We start from the raw sequence: 17,627 nt of genomic DNA on the forward strand, positions 1-17,627 counted from the left end.
AGACATCTGCGTGAGAGGTCAGTTCTTACACCAGACACGCAATCTTGTGCGCAAGGCGACAAGCAAAGCGACCGGACAAAGTCGGTGATTCCCCATGCTTATCCGAACAGAGGACGTAACGCTCATTGGAGCGACCAGACTGCGCCGCGGCGACAAAGCACCGAAGCAGGCACGAGCGGCCGTCGCGTGGTGGCTCGCGACTGGTCCTCCCGTGCTGCCGGACGCGCAACAGGTCGTCAGCGAGCTGGTCACGAACGCCTGCACACACGTGGAGGGCGGCGCGGATCGCGAGTGGGTCGCGGTAAGCCTCAGCCTCGGCTCCGACTTCATTCGCATTGAAGTCACCGATCCCGGCGCTTTCGCCTCCGAACCCCACATTCCCGATTATCCGCCACTGGAAGTTGAATCGGGGCGAGGCATTCGGATTGTCATGGAGCTGTCCGAGAACAGCTGGGGAACGTTCATCAAATCATCGGGCCATCGCGTCGTATGGGCCGATCTGAAAATTCCGAGCCCATGAAGACGCGGTCAGACGGGCTGCCAGAGCTCGATCCGATTGCCTTCAGGATCGGTGACGTCATCGGCGTCCAGGCCTAGGCAATCGCGATACCACGCGCTCAGGGCCGCCGGGTCGGCGGCGCGCATGAAGTATCCACCGATTCCAAGCACACGTTCCATGCCGCTATCTTGCCAGGAGGGCGATCGGGTGGGCTGGGCTGCACCCCGTCTCAATCGTGGGGAACCCGTTACTCGACGAGCTCGGCGACGTCTTCCGTGCTCAACTTCAGCGCACTGGCGGCGATGTTCTCTTCCAGGTGGGCCAGTGAGCCGGTGCCGGGGATGAGCAGGATGTTCGGCGATCGGGCCAGCAGCCAGGCCAGGGCCACCTGCGGCACGGTCGCGCCGTGGCGGGCGGCGACGGCGTCCAGGCGCTCGGCTGTGAGCGGCTGGAACCCGCCGACCGGGAAGAAGGGGACGTACGCGATGCCGGCCTCCGCGCAGGCGTCCACGAGTGGGTCGTCATCGCGCCGGGACAGGTTGTAGAGGTTCTGGACGCAGGCGATCGGCGCGACCTTGCGGGCTTCGGCGAACTCCTCGGCAGTGACGTTGGAGATGCCCAGTTGGCGGATCAGGCCCTCCTCTCGCAGCGCGAGCAAGGTCTCCAAGGGCGCGGTCAGAGATGTCTGGCTGCGGTCGCGGTCGCCCATCCGCAGGTTCACCACATCCAGGCGGTCCACGCCCAGAGAGCGCAGGTTCGCCTCGACGCCACGTCGCAGGCCGTCGGGCGTGAGGCCGGTCATCTCCGCCGCCGGCAGGGCGATGTCGGAGCCTTCGACCAGCGCCCCCACCTTGGTCACGATCACCAGGTCGGCCGGGTAGGGATGCAGCGCCTCCCGGATCAGCTCGTTGGCCGCCACCCCGTCATGCGAGTAGTAGTGCGAGGTGTCGATGTGGTTGACCCCGAGCTCCACGGCCCGGCGCAGGATGGCCAGGGCCGTCTCCCGGCTGGGCCGGTTGTCGCCTCTCGGCCAACCGGTCAGCTTCATCGCGCCGTACCCGACCCGCGCGACGCTCAGGTCGCCGCCCAATGCCCATCGTTCCGTCGTCACGATCATTCACCCTAGACGTTGCCCAGCAGGGTGGCACCAAAGCACACCAAAGTCCACGCAACCGTAAAGCCGTTGTGGCGAACAGTCGGCACGGTCCTGAGGATCTCGCGGGTCTAGCGTTACACGTGCCCGGGAATACGGAGAGGGCATCTGCCATGGCTGACATCGATGCCACGATGAAGGGATGGCGATCATGTCCGCTGCGATTCGTTCCAGAGGTATGCCCCGTCTGGCGATAGGGCTCGTCGCCGCCGCGCTGACACTGGCGGTCGGCGGGGGCACAACTGCCGCGGCGATGCCCAGGGCCTGGGCAATCGATACGCCTGTCACAGTGACCGAGCGGGAGTTCTCTCTCACGCTCTCGACGAAGACCTTCACCCCAGGGACCTACATATTCACGATAAACAATGCGGGGACCGCCTCGCATGGCCTGTCGATCAAGGGGCCTGGCGTCAACTCCACCTCCAGCATCATCGCAGGCGGAAAGACGACGAAGCTCACTGTCGCACTGAAGAAGGGAACGTACGAGCTGTGGTGTCCCGTGGACAATCACCGCTCGATGGGGATGATGACGACGATCAGCGTGAAATAGCGACCCCGCGGTGCGCTCTCTCGCCACTCACGCCTCGTCCGGGCCTGTGAAGGCGAGTGCGCCGATCTTCCGCCGGGCCGCCCAGAGCACGCGAACGATGAGCGGGGTGTCGTGCGGTGGTTACCACCAATAGTCGAAGGAGTAGCCGCTGACAGGAGAGTAAATAATGGGACCGACCGTATATCCGCTGTCAGCCATGGCGTTCCGTACGTCGATGCAATCCTGCTTGTAAAAACCGCAACGGTATGTATCTCCGCCGGCGATCGCGCCATTGCTCGGGAGTTTTTCGGCATCCGCCTTCACGGACGCGCTCGCGGCCGCCGCGCCCATGCCGACGGTCAAGGGAGCTGTGAGCAGCGCGGAGAGAACGATTTTGGCTGCGAGTTTCGACTGCATGCGCATAGTTCCTCCTAGAGAGGATGTCACTGCGGATCGATTGCTCTAGGAGCGTGACATAACACGCTGTCGTCACGGTGTCGTCAGCCTGTCGGAGCCAACCTCGCACAGCGGTCGCTCGCCATTCAGCGATGATCCGATGCCATGGAAAGACATTCTCATCGCTCATCACAGAGTCGCGCGATTTACTCGATGACCTTAAAGATGAACGGCGCGACCAGGCCGAGCAGAGCGAGGGCCTCGGTGAGAACGAAGCCGAGGAGCATGTTCTGGCGGATCAGGCCGTACGCCTCCGGCTGGCGCGCGATGGCCTGCACGCCCTGACCGAAGATGATGCCGACGCCGACGCCAGGGCCGATGGCGGCGAGACCGTAACCGATCGCAGTGACGTTGCCAGAGACCTGAGCGAGAACATACATTGCAGTTCCCTTTCTGAGCGTCCGGTGAAGCGCAGTATCACGGTTACGACCATTACTTCACGCGGACAGCGGCGAAAGGAATATTCGGTCACACCAAGTTTGTACGGAATTACTCGTCAATAAACGCGCTAGACAAACCGGTTTGCGTGTTTCGCCGTCCAGACCTGGCCGGAAGGACCCCGGCCAACGCGACCTTGGCCTTCGCCGCCCGTTACTGGACCTGCAGCTCGCACCCGATGACGGTGCTACCGGGCTCTGGGCTCACGGCGCGAATACCTCGCCGTAATCCTCCTCGGGCAAGGGCCGGCCCGCCTGCGCGGCCAAAGCCGGATCGGCGAGGATTCGGGCGGTCGCTCGCCATTCAGCGGTGATCCGATGCAATGTGGCATACACATCGAGGTTTACGACATCGCGAGTGCTGTCGACGATGTCGCGGACGAACTCCTGGCGCTCGACGTCCGAGAGATGGCGAACCCACGGGAAGACCACCGCCAAAGCCCCCTCATCGCTCGTGACCAGTGCGCGTTTTGAGTGCTTCGAGAGATCGCGGAAAGACACGGTAGGTGTGGCCATGCCGCACTCTACTTCGGCATGAATTCCGATGCCCGAAGATTGCGATCATTCCGGCCGCCGCTGCCCTGCCTGCCAGTGGACGCGCTCAGGCCAAGGGTCCGCCTGCGTTCAGAAGGGCGCCCGAGCGTAGCAAGGACCATGCCTTTGTGGGGGTGTGGGGGGCGCCGAGCCCCCCCACAAAGCACTGCCCGAGCTTCCGAAAGCGCGGAGCGCCCTCCTGGGAGGACCTTGCTTGTCAGAGGTCGCCTTCGACCCGCATCACGCTGGCCACGGCCCGGACGATGTCGAGGTCCCGGAGTTCTTCCATGGTCGCCGAGAGTGCCGCGTCAGTGGCTCGGTGGGTCACGATGACGAGTTGGGCGTCGTCCCCGTGCCCCTCCTGCCGCACCGTCTGGATCGACACGTCATGCTTGGCGAACAGGTCGGCCACCCGAGCCAGCACGCCCGGCTTGTCCGCCACGTCCAGCGCCACATGGCACCGCGTCACGGTCTCCCCCATGGGATGCACGGGCAGGTCGGCGTACGTCGACTCCGCGGGGGCGCGGGTGCCCGCCAGGCGGTTGCGGGCCACTGCCACCAGGTCGCCGAGGACCGCCGAGGCCGTCGGTGCGCCGCCCGCGCCCTTGCCGTAGAACATGAGCTGCCCCGCCGACGCCGCCTCCACGAAGACCGCGTTGTACGCCTCACGTACCCCGGCCAGCGGGTGTGTCCGGGGGATCATCGCCGGGTAGACCCGGACCCCGATCGAGCGGCCGTCGTCGGAGCGGGCGCAGATGGCCAGCAGCTTGATGACGTAGCCCATGGCCTTGGCCGAGGCCACGTCGGTAGCGGTGATCTCGGTGATGCCCTCGCGGTGCACCTCCGCCGCCGTCACCCGGCTGTGGAAGGCCAGGCCGGCCAGGATCGCGGCCTTGGCGGCGGCGTCGAAGCCCTCGATGTCGGCGGTGGGGTCGGCCTCGGCGTAGCCGAGCGTCTGGGCCTCCTCGAGGGCGTCGGTGAACGAGGCGCCCGTGGAGTCCATCTTGTCGAGGATGTAGTTGGTGGTGCCGTTCACGATGCCGAGGACCTGTTTGACGTGGTCGCCGGCGAGCGACTCACGCAGCGGGCGCAGCAGCGGGATGGCGCCGGCCACGCTGGCCTCGAAGTAGAGGTCGGCGCCGCCCACGCGGGCGGCCTCGTGCAGGGTCGCGCCGTCCTCGGCGAGCAGGGCCTTGTTGGCGGTGACCACCGACTTGCCCCCGGACAGGGCGGACACGATCAGCGATCGGGCGGGCTCGATGCCGCCGATGACCTCGATCACGACGTCGACGTCGTCGCGGGTGACCAGTGACTCGGCGTCGGTGGTCAGCAGCTCGGGAGCCACGTCGACGTCGCGTTTGCGGCCCATCCGGCGTACGGCCACACCGGCCAGTTCGAGCGGCGCCCCGATGCGGGCGGCCAGGTCGTCGCCCTGCTCGTGCATCAGCCGGATGACCTGCGAGCCCACCACCCCGCAGCCCAGCAGGGCCACTTTCAGCGGTTTCACAACTGCCCCCTCAACAGGTCGTCCTCGGTCTCGCCCCGCACGATGACGCGCGCCTCGCCGTTGGTGACGGACACCACGGCGGGCTTGGGCAGATAGTTGTAGTTGCTGGCCAGCGACCGGCAGTATGCCCCGGTGGCCGCGATGGCGATCAGGTCGCCCGGCGCGAGGTCGGCGGGCAGGAAGCAGTCGCGCACGATGATGTCGCCGCTCTCGCAGTGCTTGCCGACGATGCGGCTGAGCATGGGCTCGGCGGAGCTGTCGCGGCTGGCCAGCACGGCGGTGTATTCGGCGCCGTAGAGCGCGGTGCGCACGTTGTCGCTCATGCCCCCGTCGACGCTGACGTACGTGCGCAGCCCCTCGACGTCCTTGACGGTCCCGACCTCGTAGAGCGTGATCCCGCCAGGCCCGACGATAGTGCGGCCGGGCTCCACGGTCAGCTTCGGCACCGGCAGCCCGGCGTCGGTGCAGACCTTGGTGACGATCCCGCGCAGGCCGTCGGCGATCTCCTTGATGTCGGGGGCCTCGTCGCCCTCGATGTAGGCGATGCCGTAGCCGCCGCCCAGGTCGAGCTCGGGCAGCACCACGTCGTGCTCGTCCTTGATCTGCACGAGCAGCGTGGCCAGGCGGCGCGCCGCCACCTCGAACCCGGCCGTGTCGACGATCTGCGAACCGATGTGCGAGTGGAGCCCGACGAGCTCCAGCGCGGGCAGCGCGAGGATGCGGCGTACGGCCTCGGCGGCGGCCCCGCTGTTGAGCGACAGCCCGAACTTCTGGTCGTCGTGCGCGGTGGCGATGAACTCGTGCGTGTGCGCCTCGACCCCGGTCGTCACCCGGATCATGACCTTGGGCCGCGTGCCGTACTTCTCAGCGAGGAACCCGAGCCGGGCGATCTCCTCGTAGGAGTCGACGACGATGTGCCCGACACCCGCCTCCAGCGCCCTGGACAGCTCGGCGACCGACTTGTTGTTGCCGTGCAGCGTGATGCGCGAGGCCGGGAATCCGACGCTGAGCGCGACCGCCAGCTCGCCGCCGCTGGCCACGTCGAGGCCGAGGCCCTCGTCCTGGAGCCAGCGGACGATCTCCTTGCACAGGAACGCCTTGCCGGCGTAGTGGACCTCGGAGCCCGCGAAGGCCGTGGCGTAGTCGCGCATGCGGGAGCGCACGTCGTCCTCGTCGAGCACGTAAAGGGGCGTGCCGTGCTCGACGGCCAGATCGCGGACGTCCACGCCGCCGATCGTGAGCGCGCCATCGGTCCGGCTCGACGTTCGCGGCCAGATCGCGGGATTGATCCGGTTGAGGTCGGCAGGCGCCAGCGGAGGGCGCTCATGGGGCAGCATCTCAGCGTGCCGGTCCCCGGCGGGATGGACGAATCGACTCACCCGATCGAGGCTATCGGACCCGTCGAACCCCCCGGACCCGCTGCCCACGTATCGAGACGCGATCAAGCTCCAGAAGGGATATTTTTACGATTTTTCGCCATTTGGCCGGATATTTTGCCAATCACAGCCGGTCCGGTCCCGGCAACACCTTGAGCACGGCCGCCGCCAGCCGGACGCGCGCCGTGTGCACCGGTGCGGGCCGATCGTCTCCCACGGGTACGGCGGGCGCCAGCTCATGGGCGTCGTGGTAGGCCGTCGCCAGCCGTACCAGATAGGTCTCCCACCCCGGAGCCCTGCTCAGCCGCCGCCCCGGCAGCTCGGCCAGCACCCGCAGCACGGCGCGGTCGCGTGAATCGGCGAGCAGCTCCGGCTGGAAGGGCCCGGCGGGGACGCCCAGGTCACGGGCCCACCGCTGGACGGCCGCCGCACGCGCGTGCCCGTAGCGGACGACGAAGCCCGGGTTCGCCCACGTACGAGGGAAATCCGGCCAGGGGTCCGGAACGTCGACCGGCTCCACCGAGTCCACCAGCGCCCCCGGCAGCTCCACGACGATCCGCAGAAACCCGTTGTCCAGCACCTCCACGGAGGAGACACCACGCAGCCGCGCCGCCAGCAAGGCGGGCGGGACGCCGCGACGGAGCGCGGCGGCCGAGACGTAGACCGCCTCCCGCTCCCACGTCCCCTCCGGCACCGGCGGCTCCCCCAGCACCTCAGCGAGCTGCTCCGGCGTCATGAGGCTCGTACCTCAGTACAGCTAGATGAGCGCGTGCGGCTCAGCCGAGCCGTACTCGACCAGTTGCGCGGCCCCCAGCAGCCACCGGTCCTCCTCGCGCACCCGCACGTAGCCGAACCGGTCGGCCGAGAAGACCTTGATCCCGTCGGCCCGGCACTGCCGCATCAGCACCTCGTCCCACCCGTCGGTGAGGTCGGCGAACCCGAGCTCCCGCAGCGTGTTGCGGCGCGCCAGCAGCGTGGCCCCGGCGATCTCCGGCAGGTAGGAGTATTCGGCGTCCGGCTGCTTGAGCAGCGTCACCTGCGGCTTGCGGAGGTGGGCGTAGAAGGCGGCCTTGCCGACGATGTCCGCCGTGCCGAACAGGAACGCCCTGCGCAGGTCGGCCAGGTAGTGGGCGCCGTAGACGTCGCGCGGGTCCATCACCGCGACCAGGTCGCCCTCGCACAGGTCGAGGCCGTGGTTGAGCATGGCGCCCGTGCTGGCGGCCGGATCGAGGTCGCGGAAGACCACGTCGACGCCGGTCAGGACCTCGCGGACGCGCTGCTCGGCCCCGCGCCAGGCGAACACCACCACCTGGGTGACCCCCGACTGCCGGGCCACCTGGGCCAGCGCGTGCTCCAGCAGCGCCGAGTCGGGCACGGGCAGCAGCACCGAGGTGTTCAGGGTGGCGCGTACGGCGGGCAGGCCGATGGCCTCCAGCAGTTCGTCGGTCCGCTCGGACATCGTGCCGGTGGCGTGGGCGCGGCGCAGGGCGACGTGGGCCCGGCGAGCGTCGGGCTCGGTGCCGATCGAGGTGCCGCACGCCGCGAGCTCGGCCAGCACCCACTGCGGGGTGCCGGGCGGGCAGTCGACGGCGGCCGGCCACCGGTAGGAGGTCAGCACGTCGGGATAGGTCAGGTGCTCGGGCAGGAGCTGGTCGAGCGTCAGCACGCGGTCGATCCGGCCACCCGCCAGCGGGATCGGGTTGTGCACGCGCGGCTGCACCCCGAAGTGCAGGCGCGGCCAGCCCACGGTGAGGTCGTTGGTGAAACGGTGCTCGAACAGCTCCGCGGCGGCCGCGTAAGGGGCGGCGTCGCCCTGCGTGTGCCAGAACACCGTGCGGATGCCCCGCTCGGCGCACCAGGCCAGCAGGCCCTTGAGCCCCTCACCCGGCTCGCCGGTGATCTCCTCGGCCCAGGGCCCCCGCGTGACCGACTCGACCACCAGCAGGTGGGGCACCTCCAGGGGCAGCACCCTGGCGAAGTCGCGCGGCGTGAAGCCGGTCGTCTGCCGCCACTCGTAGCGCAGCAGCGCCTCGGTGTGCGGGTCGGCGATCACCGCGGCGGTGAGGTGCGGGCGGGTGTTGGGGCCGGTGGGCACGCGGAACGGCTTGAGCCTGAACGAGGCGCCGTTGAGCGTGCGGACGGAGGTGGTGGCCTGATAGGCGGCGCCGGGCCGCTCGTCCTTGTCCTGGGCCAGGACGGCGATGGGCTTGCGCTTGGGCGCGACGGGCCGTTTGACCGGCTTGGCGGCGCCCTTGAGACCTCTGGCCAGGCGGACCGGGTTGCTCTTGCCGGTCTTGATCGCGTCGCCGAGTCTGTTCCAGCGGGCCACCTTGATCGAGGAGAGCTTCCAGTTGGCCACCTCGGCCTGGAAGCGCTGCTCGGCGAGCTCCTTGCGGAGCTTCTCCGCGGTGGCGCGCTCGCTCTCCAGCCGCTCCTCCGCGTCGGTGAGCCGCTCGGTGAGGGCCTTGGCCTCAGCGGCGTGGTGCTCGGCCTCCACGAGCCGCGCCTGGGCCGCGTCCAGCAGCCTGGCCAGCTCGGCCGCGTGCTCGGCCTGGACGATCGCATCACGTAGCGCTCGCCTAGTGCTCTCCAGCTCAGTGCTCACCGAGACCTCCGATTCCTAGCCCGGCAAAGGATACTCTTTTGCGGGAAGCGGCTTGAAGGGATGAGATCCGGTGCAGTTCAACGTGCGGCCCTATGTCTGCGGCGGCCTCGGCCGGATCGACACCGTCGTGCTCGGCAAGCTCGCCGCCGCGGGCCCGCGGGTCAGGCCGGCGCTCCAGACGGCCGAGGCGGCGCTGTTCAGCTCCGCGCCCCTGCCGCCCTATCACCGCGCCGGGGGCTCGTTCGCGTTCTCCTGGGGCGAGCGCCGGCCGTCGGCTCTCGGCAGCTGGATGACGGTCGCCGAGACGTACGAGACGCCGGGGCTGATCGGCGACGGCTCGCGGGTCACGCTGCACGCGGGCGCGCTCGGGCTGGTCGATGTCTATTACGTACGGCATGGCGATGCGATCTACTTCTCGTCCCTGATCCAGCCGTTGCTGTCGCTGGTCCCGATCGAGATCGACTGGTCGGCCTGGGCCTCGATCCTCCAGGTGACGTTCCCGCTCGGCGAGGCCACGCCCTACCAGCGGATCAAGCGGCTGCCGGGGTCGAGCGCGCTGCTGTTCGACGGCGAGCGGCTGGCCACGGAGCGCGGGCTGCCGCGCTGGCTGCGCAGCGAGCCGTACGAGACGTGGACGAGTGCCCACGAGATCGTGGAGCTCCTGCACGAGGTCTACAAGGACTATGACGGGCGCAAGCTGCTCGTGCCGGTCAGCGGCGGCTACGACTCGCGGCTGCTGGCGAGCGTGGCGCGGGCGCGGGGCTTCGACGTGGAGTCCTGGACGACCAGCCCCGACGACGGCACCGACACCGACATCGCCTTCGCCCGCTCGATCACCCGCGAGCTGGGCATCTCCCACCGGGTGATCACCCAGTCCGCCGACGCCTACCCGGGCGACGCGGCCGAGGTGGCGCGCCGGCTCGAATATCTGACGCCGCATCACGCCTGGTACGCGCCGTTCGCCAAGGAGGTGCACCGGTCGGGCCGGGTGCTGGTCGACGGCCTGGCCGGCGGGCCGCTGCTGAAGAACTTCATGGTGAGCACGGCGGCTCTGGAGGCCGACTCGCAGGCCGAGCGGTCGGCCGCGGTGCTGAAGTCGCTCAGCCTCGGCGCCCCGTCGCAGCCGTTCCTGTCGGAGGCGGCCAATGCCTGGATGGAGGAGGCCGTGCGCGAGCAGTTCGCCGCCGCGACCTCCATGCTGCACGGGCACCGGGCCGAGCTGTCGCTGTCGGTGCTGCACACCCGCACCGTGCGGGGCATCGCCCGCTCGGCGGTCAACCTGGTCGGGCCCGAGGCGTCGTTCGCGGCGCCGTTCATCCACCCCGACTTCTTCGACGCGGCGCTGTCGGTAGGGGTGGCGCGCAAGGACAAGGGCCGCTTCTATCGAGAGGTGCTGCACGCCGCCAACCCGCGGGTGGCGGCGCTGCCGTCCACGAACGTGGTCAAGCAGCCGCTGCTGCGGGTCCCGCTGCGGTCCACGGCCGCGCCCGCGCGGGCGTACGCGCACCGCATGCTGGAGACGGTGGCCGCACGGGTGCCTGACCTGCTGTCGGACGAACTGCACATGGTGATCGCGGGCGGCCCCGACGCGCTGACCCGGTTCAGCGGGTGGAACGACCGGTTCTGGGTCCGCGGGCTGGTGCTCTTCGGGCTCTGGCTGGGCGACTTCGAGAACGATCTAGGTGATGTGTCATCCCCTTTCTGATGAACTCTCGGTAACATCACGGTTACGCAGTGATCTCGCGGGTATTACAGCGAGCACAGCACAAGCGGGTTCCGGAAAGCCAACGGGCTGGTAGTGTTCGGCCCGTAAGCGCCGCACAAGCGGGCACCGGGTCACAAATCCGGTCCGTTCAGGGCATGAGGTTCGCAGGGATGACGACCTCAGGCGGCGCGGTCACCAGCTAGTAACGCCGGGGAAACCGGTGACTCCGTCCTGCCCACATCTCCTTCTGTGAGCGACATATGATCAACGCATCCCCAACACCGGAGCCGATATCCGAGGCTTTCATCTCGGAGGATCCCTCTTGGTACAAGCGGGCGGTGTTCTACGAAGTTCTTGTCCGAGGGTTCAAGGACTCCAACGGCGACGGCACGGGAGACCTGCGTGGTCTCACGGAGAAGCTCGACTATCTGGAATGGCTGGGCGTCGACTGCCTCTGGCTGCTCCCGTTGTACGAGTCGCCGCTGCGCGATGGTGGGTATGACATTTCCGACTACATGAAGATCCTTCCGGACTTCGGGGACCTCGGGGATTTCGTACATCTGATCGAGTCGGCGCACGAGCGCGGGCTGCGGATCATCACCGACCTGGTGATGAACCACACGAGTGACCGTCATCCCTGGTTCCAGGCGTCGCGGCACGACCCGGAAGGGCCGTACGGCGACTTCTACGTGTGGTCCGACGAGCCGACCGGCTTTCCCGACGCCCCGATCATCTTCATCGGCGCCGAGGAGTCCAACTGGACCTACGACCCGGTGCGCAAGCAGTACTACTGGCACCGCTTCTTCCATCACCAGCCGGACCTGAACTATGACAACCCGGCCGTGCAGGAGGCCATGCTGGAGGTGCTGCGGTTCTGGCTGGACCTGGGCATCGACGGTTTCCGGCTGGACGCGGTGCCCTACCTGTTCGAGCGGGAGGGCACGTCGTGCTCGGGGCTGCCCGAGACGCACGCGTACCTGAAGAAGGTCCGCGCCGAGGTCGACCGGCTCTACCCTGACCGGGTGCTGCTGGCCGAGGCCAACGGCTGGCCCGAGGACGTCGTCGAGTACTTCGGCGACCCCACCGTGGGCGGCGACGAATGCCACATGGCCTTCCACTTCCCCCTCATGCCGCGCATCTACATGGCGGTCAAGAAGGAGACGCGCGAGCCGATCTCGGAGATCATGTCGCGCACTCCCAAGCTGCCCGACACGGCCCAGTGGGGCATCTTCCTCCGCAACCACGACGAGCTCACGCTCGAGACGGTGACCGAGGAAGAGCGCGACTACATGCACAACGAGTACGCCAAGGACCCGCGCATGCGGGCCTACCTCGGCATCCGCCGCCGGCTCGCGCCGCTGCTGGACAACGACAGGGACCGGATCGAGCTGTTCACGGCCCTGCTGCTGAGCCTGCCGGGCTCGCCGGTCATGTACTACGGCGACGAGATCGGCATGGGCGACAACATCTGGCTCGAAGACCGCGACGCGGTGCGCACGCCGATGCAGTGGAGCCCCGACCGCAACGCCGGCTTCTCCTCCGCCGACCCTGGGCGTCTCTACCTGCCCGCGGTCATGGACCCGATCTACGGGTTCCAGGCCGTCAACGTCGAGGCGCAACAGCGCCACGAGGGGTCGCTGCTGCACTTCACCCGCAGGATGCTGGAGATCCGCCGCAACCACCCGGTCTTCGGCACCGGCGCCTACACCGAGATGTGGTCGTCCAACAACAGCGTGCTCACCTACGTCCGCGAGGACGGCGACGACATCATGCTGTGCGTGAACAACCTGTCGAAGTACCCGCAGCCGGTGGAGCTCGACCTGCGCCGCTTCACGGGCATGACGCCGGTGGAGGCACGGGGCGGGGTGCACTTCCCGCTGATCGGTGAGCTGCCTTACCTGCTCACGCTGCCCAGCCACGGGTTCTACTGGTTCGCGCTGAAGAACATCCCGTCAGCGTGAGGTGACGGGCACCTGGGCGCGGGCCGCGCGGCGGGCCGGGATGAGCGCGACCGCGAGCGCCGCGCCCACGGCGACCAGCACGGCGATGACGAGTGTGAGGGGCGAGGGCGGGCGGCCGATGCCCGCCCCGACCCCGCTGGTGTAGCCCTGGAGGTCGATCAGCCCGGTCACGACCGAGGCCCCGGCCACCGTGCCGGCCACGATGCCGAGCACGACGAGCAGCCCGGTGCCCGTCACCAACGTGGCCATCACCTGCCGCGGTGTCAGGCCCATCGCCTTGAGCACGGCCAGATCGAACGCGTGGTCGCGCAGCCCTAGGGCGCTGGCCGTGAGCAGGTTCGCCAGGCCGATCAGCGCCAGCACCACGATCAGCCACACGATCACCACCCGGATGACCGACAGCCGGTCGGCCGGGTTGACCACGCGCTGCACGTCGAGGCCCTCCGCCGACGCCGCCAGCAGCCTGCCGCGCACCTCGCCCGGGTCGGCGCCGTGACGCAGCGCGAGGGCGTAGAACTCGGGGGGCACGGAGTCCTTGGCCGCCAGGCTGTCGAGCCCCACGGAGAGCACCTCGCCGTCGAGATCCGGCTCCACCGTGCGGCCGACGATCCGCACGATCAGCGGCGAGCCGCCGACGGTCAGCCGGATCCGGTCGCCGATCCTGGCGCCCAGCAGATCGAGCAGCCCCTGCCCGGCGACGGCCTCGCCGGGCTGGCCGTACATACGGCCTTCGACGACCGGGAACGGGTACGGGTCGGCCGAACTGCCGAGGGCCCGCACCCTGACCGAGCGGGCCTCTCCGGGGGCCAGAGCGTTGACGTCAGTGCCCGGGTAGACGGTCTGGACGTCCTTGTCGGCCTCCGCGATGCGCTGGGCCTCGGCCGCGTCGAGCTTGCCCGGCCTGACGTACAGGCTGGCGTGCTGGCCGACCTGCTCGGGGTGGCTGAGGAAGTTGTCCAGCGTGGACCAGACGCCGAGCCCGATCGTGATCATCATCATCGGCACGGCCAGGCCGAACGCGGTCAGGAACGCGGGCAGCCGCCTGGTGAAGGCGTCCCGGGTGCCCAGGATCAGCGCGGGTGGCAGCCGTACGAGCAGGGCCAGCCGGGCCAGTCGCGACAGGTGGCCGCGCGGCGGCGCCGCGGGGGCGCCGGGGATGGGCGGGGTACGCCCGCCACGCCAGGCGGGCACTCCGACCGCGGCCAGCACGGTCAGCGCGGTGCCGCCGACGATGGCCAGCACGGGTACGGGCGCCACAGAGGTGGTGCCGAGCACCGCCACCGTCACCGCCCACCCGGCGAGCGTGCCGACGCCGACGCCCAGCAGGCCGAGCGCGCCGTGCTCGACCAGGAGCAGCAGGGCGACCTGGCCTCTGGTGAAGCCCATCGACTTGAGCGTGGCCAGGTCGCGCAACTGACCGAGCACCCGGCCGCCGGCCGCGTTGGCCAGTGCCAGGGCGGCGGCCACCAGCCCGACCACGCCGAACAGCGCCAGCAGAGTGCCGAGCAGCCGGTTGTCGAGCTCCATCGCGGCGCGTACCTCGCGCCAGTTGTAGACACGCTGTAGCTGGCCCTCCAGCATGACGACGACGCGCTGGGAGACGACCTGGGTGGCATCGGGGTCGGCCAGGCGCAGCCCGGTCACCCACTCGCTGCGGCCGAGCATGGGCTCGATCTGGTCGAGCGTCTCCGGCAGCACCCAGGCCAGGCCGGGCGTCCACTCGGGGTAGAAGCCCTGCTCGGCGGAGTCGGCGATGCCGCGTACGTACAGCGTGTGGCGCTCGCCGTTCAGCGCGATGATCGAGAAGGCGTCGCCGAGCTTCAGCCGCAGCGCGCCGGCGAAGGAGTGCTCGACCACCACGCCGTCGGACTGGGCGGGGTCGAGCCAGCGGCCCTCCGCCACGACGGGGTGCGCGACTCGCGGCGGCGTGGCGGGCATCGCGTGCAGCGCGGCGGGCTCCTTCTTGCCGTTCTGCACCACGGTGACGGGCGCGGCCCGGTAGGGCCCCGCGATCTGGGTGACGCCGTCGATGCCGCCCAGCGCCACCTGGGGGCTGTCCTTGGTGTAGAACCACACGTGGGCGCCGTCGGTCTGGGCGAACAGGCTGCGCCACGGGTTGGTGCCGTCTTCGAGCAGGGTGACGGCGGTGATCAGCGCGGCCACGATCCCGGCCACGGCCAGGACGGTGAGCAGCGCCTGGCCCCGCCTGGCGCGCAGGTCGGCCTTGACCCACCGGCTGCCCGCTCTGGCCGTGCTCATCTGAGGTCGATCACCTCGCCCGCCGTCCCCGTACGCCTGCGGGCGATCCGGCCGTCATCGACGATCGCGCCGTCGAACAGGGACACCAGGCGGTCCGCGAGCGCGGCCACGCGGGCGTCGTGGGTGACCATGATGATGGTCTGGCCGTCCTTGTGCACCTCGGTGAGCAGGCGGAGCACGTCGCGCGTGTTGCGGCTGTCGAGGTTGCCGGTCGGCTCGTCGGCCAGCAGCACGCTCGGCTGGTTGGCCAGCGCGCGGGCCAGCGCGACCCGCTGCTGCTCGCCGCCGGACAGCTGGCCGGGCGCGGCGTCGGCGCGTTCGCTGAGGTTGAGGGCGCCGAGCAGGTTCTGCCTGCGTTCACGGGCCTCGCGGGGCGAGGCGCCGGCGAGCAGCGCGGGCAGCTCCACGTTGTCGGCCACGGTCATGTTGGCGACCAGGTTGAAGAACTGGAAGACGAAGCCGATCTTCTTACGCCGCAGCAGCGCCCACGCGCTCTCCGAGAGCGTGTCGACCCGCTTGTCGTCGAGCCAGATCTCGCCGCTGGTGCGGGCGTCGAGCCCGCCGAGCATGTGCACCAGCGTCGACTTGCCCGACCCCGACGGCCCCATGATCGCGACGAACTCGCCCGGCTCCACCTGCAGGTCCACACCGCGTACGGCGGGCACGGGCACCGCGCCGCCGGAGTAGATCTTCACCAGGTTGACGGCCTTGATCACGCTCATGCCAGGTCCTCCTGACAGCGTTCCAGCCACTCGAGGTCGGCCTGCAGATGCAGCATGGCCCCCTCGATGAGCAGGAGCGCCACACGGTCGGCCGCCGGTGTGCGGGCGAGGAGGTCGTTGAGATCGCTCATGAGCGAAAGATAGTGCCGCCGCTGCCGGTTGATGAGCGCCATCCGGTCGGCGATGCCGGTGAGCGGCGCCAGGACGAGCTTCATGAAGAACTCGTCACGCACTCGCGGGCCCTCGGTCGGCTCCTCCACCCAGGTGGTGAGCGACTCGCGGCCCTTGGCGGTCAGGTAGTAGACCTTCTTGTTCGGCCGGTTAGACTGCTCGACATCCACGGCCCTGACCAGGCCGTCCTTCTCCAGCCTGCCGAGCGTCACATAGATCTGGCCGATGTTGGGAGAGGGATAAGCACTGCCGAAGGTCTGCTCAAGAGCCTGTTTGAGCTCGTAACCATGGGCAGGCTCCTTAGCCAGGAGCGCCAGCAGGTGCGGCCGCACACCTCACCTCCCCCTTGCGTTACGTATGCGTTACGCGGCTATCCGTTGACCGCCACATTACATGTGTGCATAACATGAATGCATCTACCTAACACGAATGTAATCATTCTGAACAGGGAGGTAACAGGGTGCTTCGCTCGTTGCCGATCGTGCTGGCCGTCTTCCTGGCGGCCGCGTGCACGGCGACGGGCAATGAGGGCGGTGGCGATACCGGTACGGGCGGAACAGGCCCGATCACCTTCGCCACCGGACGCGACACCACGGCGTACCTGCAACCCCTGCTGGATCGCTGGAACCAGGCCCACCCGGCCGAGAAGGTGACGCTCCTCGAACTACCCGAGGCCGCCGACGAGCAACGCGCTCAGATGGTGGCCAACCTCCAAGCCCGGAGCAACCGCTACGACGTGCTCGGGCTGGATGTGGTGTGGACTGCCGAGTTCGCGGAGAACGGCTGGATCATCCCCCTGGAGCGCGGGTTCTTCCCGCTCGACAGGCTCCTGCCGCCCGTTGTGGACACGGCGGTCTACAAGAACAAGCTGTGGGCCGTGCCGTACACGAGTAATGCCGGCCTGCTCTACTACCGCACAGACCTGATCAAGAAACCGCCCCGCACCTGGGCGGACCTTCGCCAGCAAGCCCTAGAAGTAACGAAAAAGCATGATATTGGTGGTTACGCCGGGCAGTTCCTCGCGTACGAGGGACTGACCGTGAACTTCTCCGAGGCCGTGCAGTCGGCAGGCGGGCAGATACTCAGCCCCGACGGCACGGAGGTGACCCTCGACCCGGCCAAGGCCACGATCGCGCTGGACTTCCTCCTCCAGGGCCTGCGCGAGGGCTGGATCCCCAAGGAGTCGCTGAGCTACAAGGAGGAGGAGTCCCGCCTGGCCTTCCAGGAGGGTCGCCTGGCCTTCGCCCGTAACTGGCCCCACGCGTACGGGCCGGCGACGGCCAAGCTCGGCAAGAAGTTCGCGGTGACCAGGCTGCCCGGCCTGGACGGCCCGGGATCGAGCACGCTCGGCGGCGTCAATCTGGCCGTCAGCGCCTACTCCGAGCACCAGCACACGGCGCAGGAGTTCATCCGCTACTTCACCGGTCTGGAGAACGAGCGGCGGGTGCTCACCGACGGTTCGTTCCCGCCGGTGTGGACCGAGCTCTACGACGACCCGGACCTGATCAAGCGGTTCCCCTACCTGCCGGTGCTCAAGGAGAGCATCCTCGCCGCCAAGCCGCGGCCGGTGAGCGCGAACTACAACCAGATCAGCCTGGTGATCGCGAGCACGGTCGCCAAGGCGCTCAGCCCGCCATACAACGAGTCCGCCGACGACGTCGCGGCCTCCATGAAGTCCGAACTTCAAGAGATCATCAGAACACAGTGAGGCAG

The 17,627-nt window shown here is 68.7% G+C and carries 17 protein-coding genes; 5 read left to right on the top strand and 12 right to left on the bottom strand.

The window, feature by feature from the left end:
* Positions 1–94 precede the first annotated feature (94 nt).
* Positions 95–520, top strand: a complete 426-nt coding sequence (locus KLK06_RS30150) for an ATP-binding protein (RefSeq protein WP_214639046.1) — start codon at positions 95–97, stop codon at positions 518–520.
* Positions 521–528: 8 nt separating this feature from the next.
* On the opposite strand, the gene KLK06_RS30155 is transcribed toward KLK06_RS30150, so the two are convergent.
* Positions 529–678, bottom strand: a complete 150-nt coding sequence (locus KLK06_RS30155) for a hypothetical protein (RefSeq protein WP_214639047.1) — start codon at positions 676–678, stop codon at positions 529–531.
* A gap of 68 nt (positions 679–746) precedes the next feature.
* Entirely contained in the window at positions 747–1,616 is an 870-nt protein-coding gene (locus tag KLK06_RS30160; protein WP_250906268.1) for an oxidoreductase, read from the bottom strand.
* A 178-nt stretch (positions 1,617–1,794) separates the two neighbouring features.
* Between KLK06_RS30160 and KLK06_RS30165 the strand changes: the two genes are divergently transcribed.
* Positions 1,795–2,202 carry a plastocyanin/azurin family copper-binding protein gene (locus KLK06_RS30165; RefSeq protein WP_214639049.1) on the top strand — a complete coding sequence of 136 codons (408 nt, stop codon included), beginning with the start codon at positions 1,795–1,797 and terminating at the stop codon, positions 2,200–2,202.
* Between the two features lie 120 nt (positions 2,203–2,322).
* On the opposite strand, the gene KLK06_RS30170 is transcribed toward KLK06_RS30165, so the two are convergent.
* From KLK06_RS30170 to KLK06_RS30200, 7 genes are all read right to left on the bottom strand, one after another.
* Entirely contained in the window at positions 2,323–2,604 is a 282-nt protein-coding gene (locus KLK06_RS30170; protein WP_214639050.1) for a hypothetical protein, read from the bottom strand.
* Between the two features lie 179 nt (positions 2,605–2,783).
* Positions 2,784–3,017 carry an ATP synthase F0 subunit C gene (atpE, locus tag KLK06_RS30175; RefSeq protein ID WP_214639051.1) on the bottom strand — a complete coding sequence of 78 codons (234 nt, stop codon included), beginning with the start codon at positions 3,015–3,017 and terminating at the stop codon, positions 2,784–2,786.
* A 261-nt stretch (positions 3,018–3,278) separates the two neighbouring features.
* Entirely contained in the window at positions 3,279–3,590 is a 312-nt protein-coding gene (locus KLK06_RS30180) for a hypothetical protein (RefSeq protein WP_214639052.1), read from the bottom strand.
* Between the two features lie 235 nt (positions 3,591–3,825).
* Positions 3,826–5,115, bottom strand: coding sequence for a homoserine dehydrogenase (locus tag KLK06_RS30185; RefSeq protein WP_308168509.1), 1,290 nt, complete (start codon positions 5,113–5,115; stop codon positions 3,826–3,828).
* Positions 5,112–6,494, bottom strand: coding sequence for a diaminopimelate decarboxylase (lysA, locus tag KLK06_RS30190; protein WP_214639053.1), 1,383 nt, complete (start codon positions 6,492–6,494; stop codon positions 5,112–5,114). The genes KLK06_RS30185 and lysA overlap by 4 nt, the downstream gene beginning before the upstream one ends.
* Positions 6,495–6,615: 121 nt before the next feature.
* Positions 6,616–7,227, bottom strand: a complete 612-nt coding sequence (locus tag KLK06_RS30195; RefSeq protein ID WP_214639054.1) for an anticodon-binding protein — start codon at positions 7,225–7,227, stop codon at positions 6,616–6,618.
* Between the two features lie 21 nt (positions 7,228–7,248).
* Entirely contained in the window at positions 7,249–9,096 is a 1,848-nt protein-coding gene (locus KLK06_RS30200) for a hypothetical protein (RefSeq protein WP_308168510.1), read from the bottom strand.
* Between the two features lie 70 nt (positions 9,097–9,166).
* Here KLK06_RS30200 and KLK06_RS30205 point away from each other — a divergent pair, with 70 nt between their 5' ends.
* Entirely contained in the window at positions 9,167–10,801 is a 1,635-nt protein-coding gene (locus tag KLK06_RS30205) for an asparagine synthetase B family protein (protein WP_214639055.1), read from the top strand.
* Positions 10,802–11,061: 260 nt separating this feature from the next.
* Complete coding sequence (gene treS / locus KLK06_RS30210) at positions 11,062–12,762, top strand: maltose alpha-D-glucosyltransferase (RefSeq protein WP_214639056.1); 1,701 nt, start codon at positions 11,062–11,064, stop codon at positions 12,760–12,762.
* On the opposite strand, the gene KLK06_RS30215 is transcribed toward treS, so the two are convergent.
* Genes KLK06_RS30215 through KLK06_RS30225 form a run of 3 tightly spaced genes read right to left on the bottom strand, consistent with a single transcriptional unit; the run spans position 12,754 to position 16,246 of the window.
* Positions 12,754–15,021, bottom strand: coding sequence for an FtsX-like permease family protein (locus KLK06_RS30215; RefSeq protein ID WP_214639057.1), 2,268 nt, complete (start codon positions 15,019–15,021; stop codon positions 12,754–12,756). The genes treS and KLK06_RS30215 overlap by 9 nt on opposite strands.
* The gene (locus KLK06_RS30220) at positions 15,018–15,743 is read right to left on the bottom strand and encodes an ABC transporter ATP-binding protein (RefSeq protein ID WP_214639058.1); all 726 of its coding nucleotides are present in this window, start codon (positions 15,741–15,743) and stop codon (positions 15,018–15,020) included. Before KLK06_RS30220 ends, KLK06_RS30215 begins: the two co-directional genes overlap by 4 nt.
* Positions 15,740–16,246 (bottom strand): PadR family transcriptional regulator, encoded by a 507-nt coding sequence (locus tag KLK06_RS30225; RefSeq protein WP_214639059.1) that lies wholly within the window; start codon positions 16,244–16,246, stop codon positions 15,740–15,742. Before KLK06_RS30225 ends, KLK06_RS30220 begins: the two co-directional genes overlap by 4 nt.
* 128 nt (positions 16,247–16,374) lie before the next feature.
* On the opposite strand from KLK06_RS30225, the gene KLK06_RS30230 reads away from it, so the two are divergent.
* On the top strand, positions 16,375–17,622 hold the full coding sequence (locus KLK06_RS30230) for an ABC transporter substrate-binding protein (RefSeq protein ID WP_308168511.1): 1,248 nt from the start codon (positions 16,375–16,377) through the stop codon (positions 17,620–17,622).
* Positions 17,623–17,627 lie beyond the last annotated feature (5 nt).

Source organism: Nonomuraea sp. NEAU-A123, assembly GCF_018603905.1.
Lineage (GTDB): Bacteria > Actinomycetota > Actinomycetes > Streptosporangiales > Streptosporangiaceae > Nonomuraea.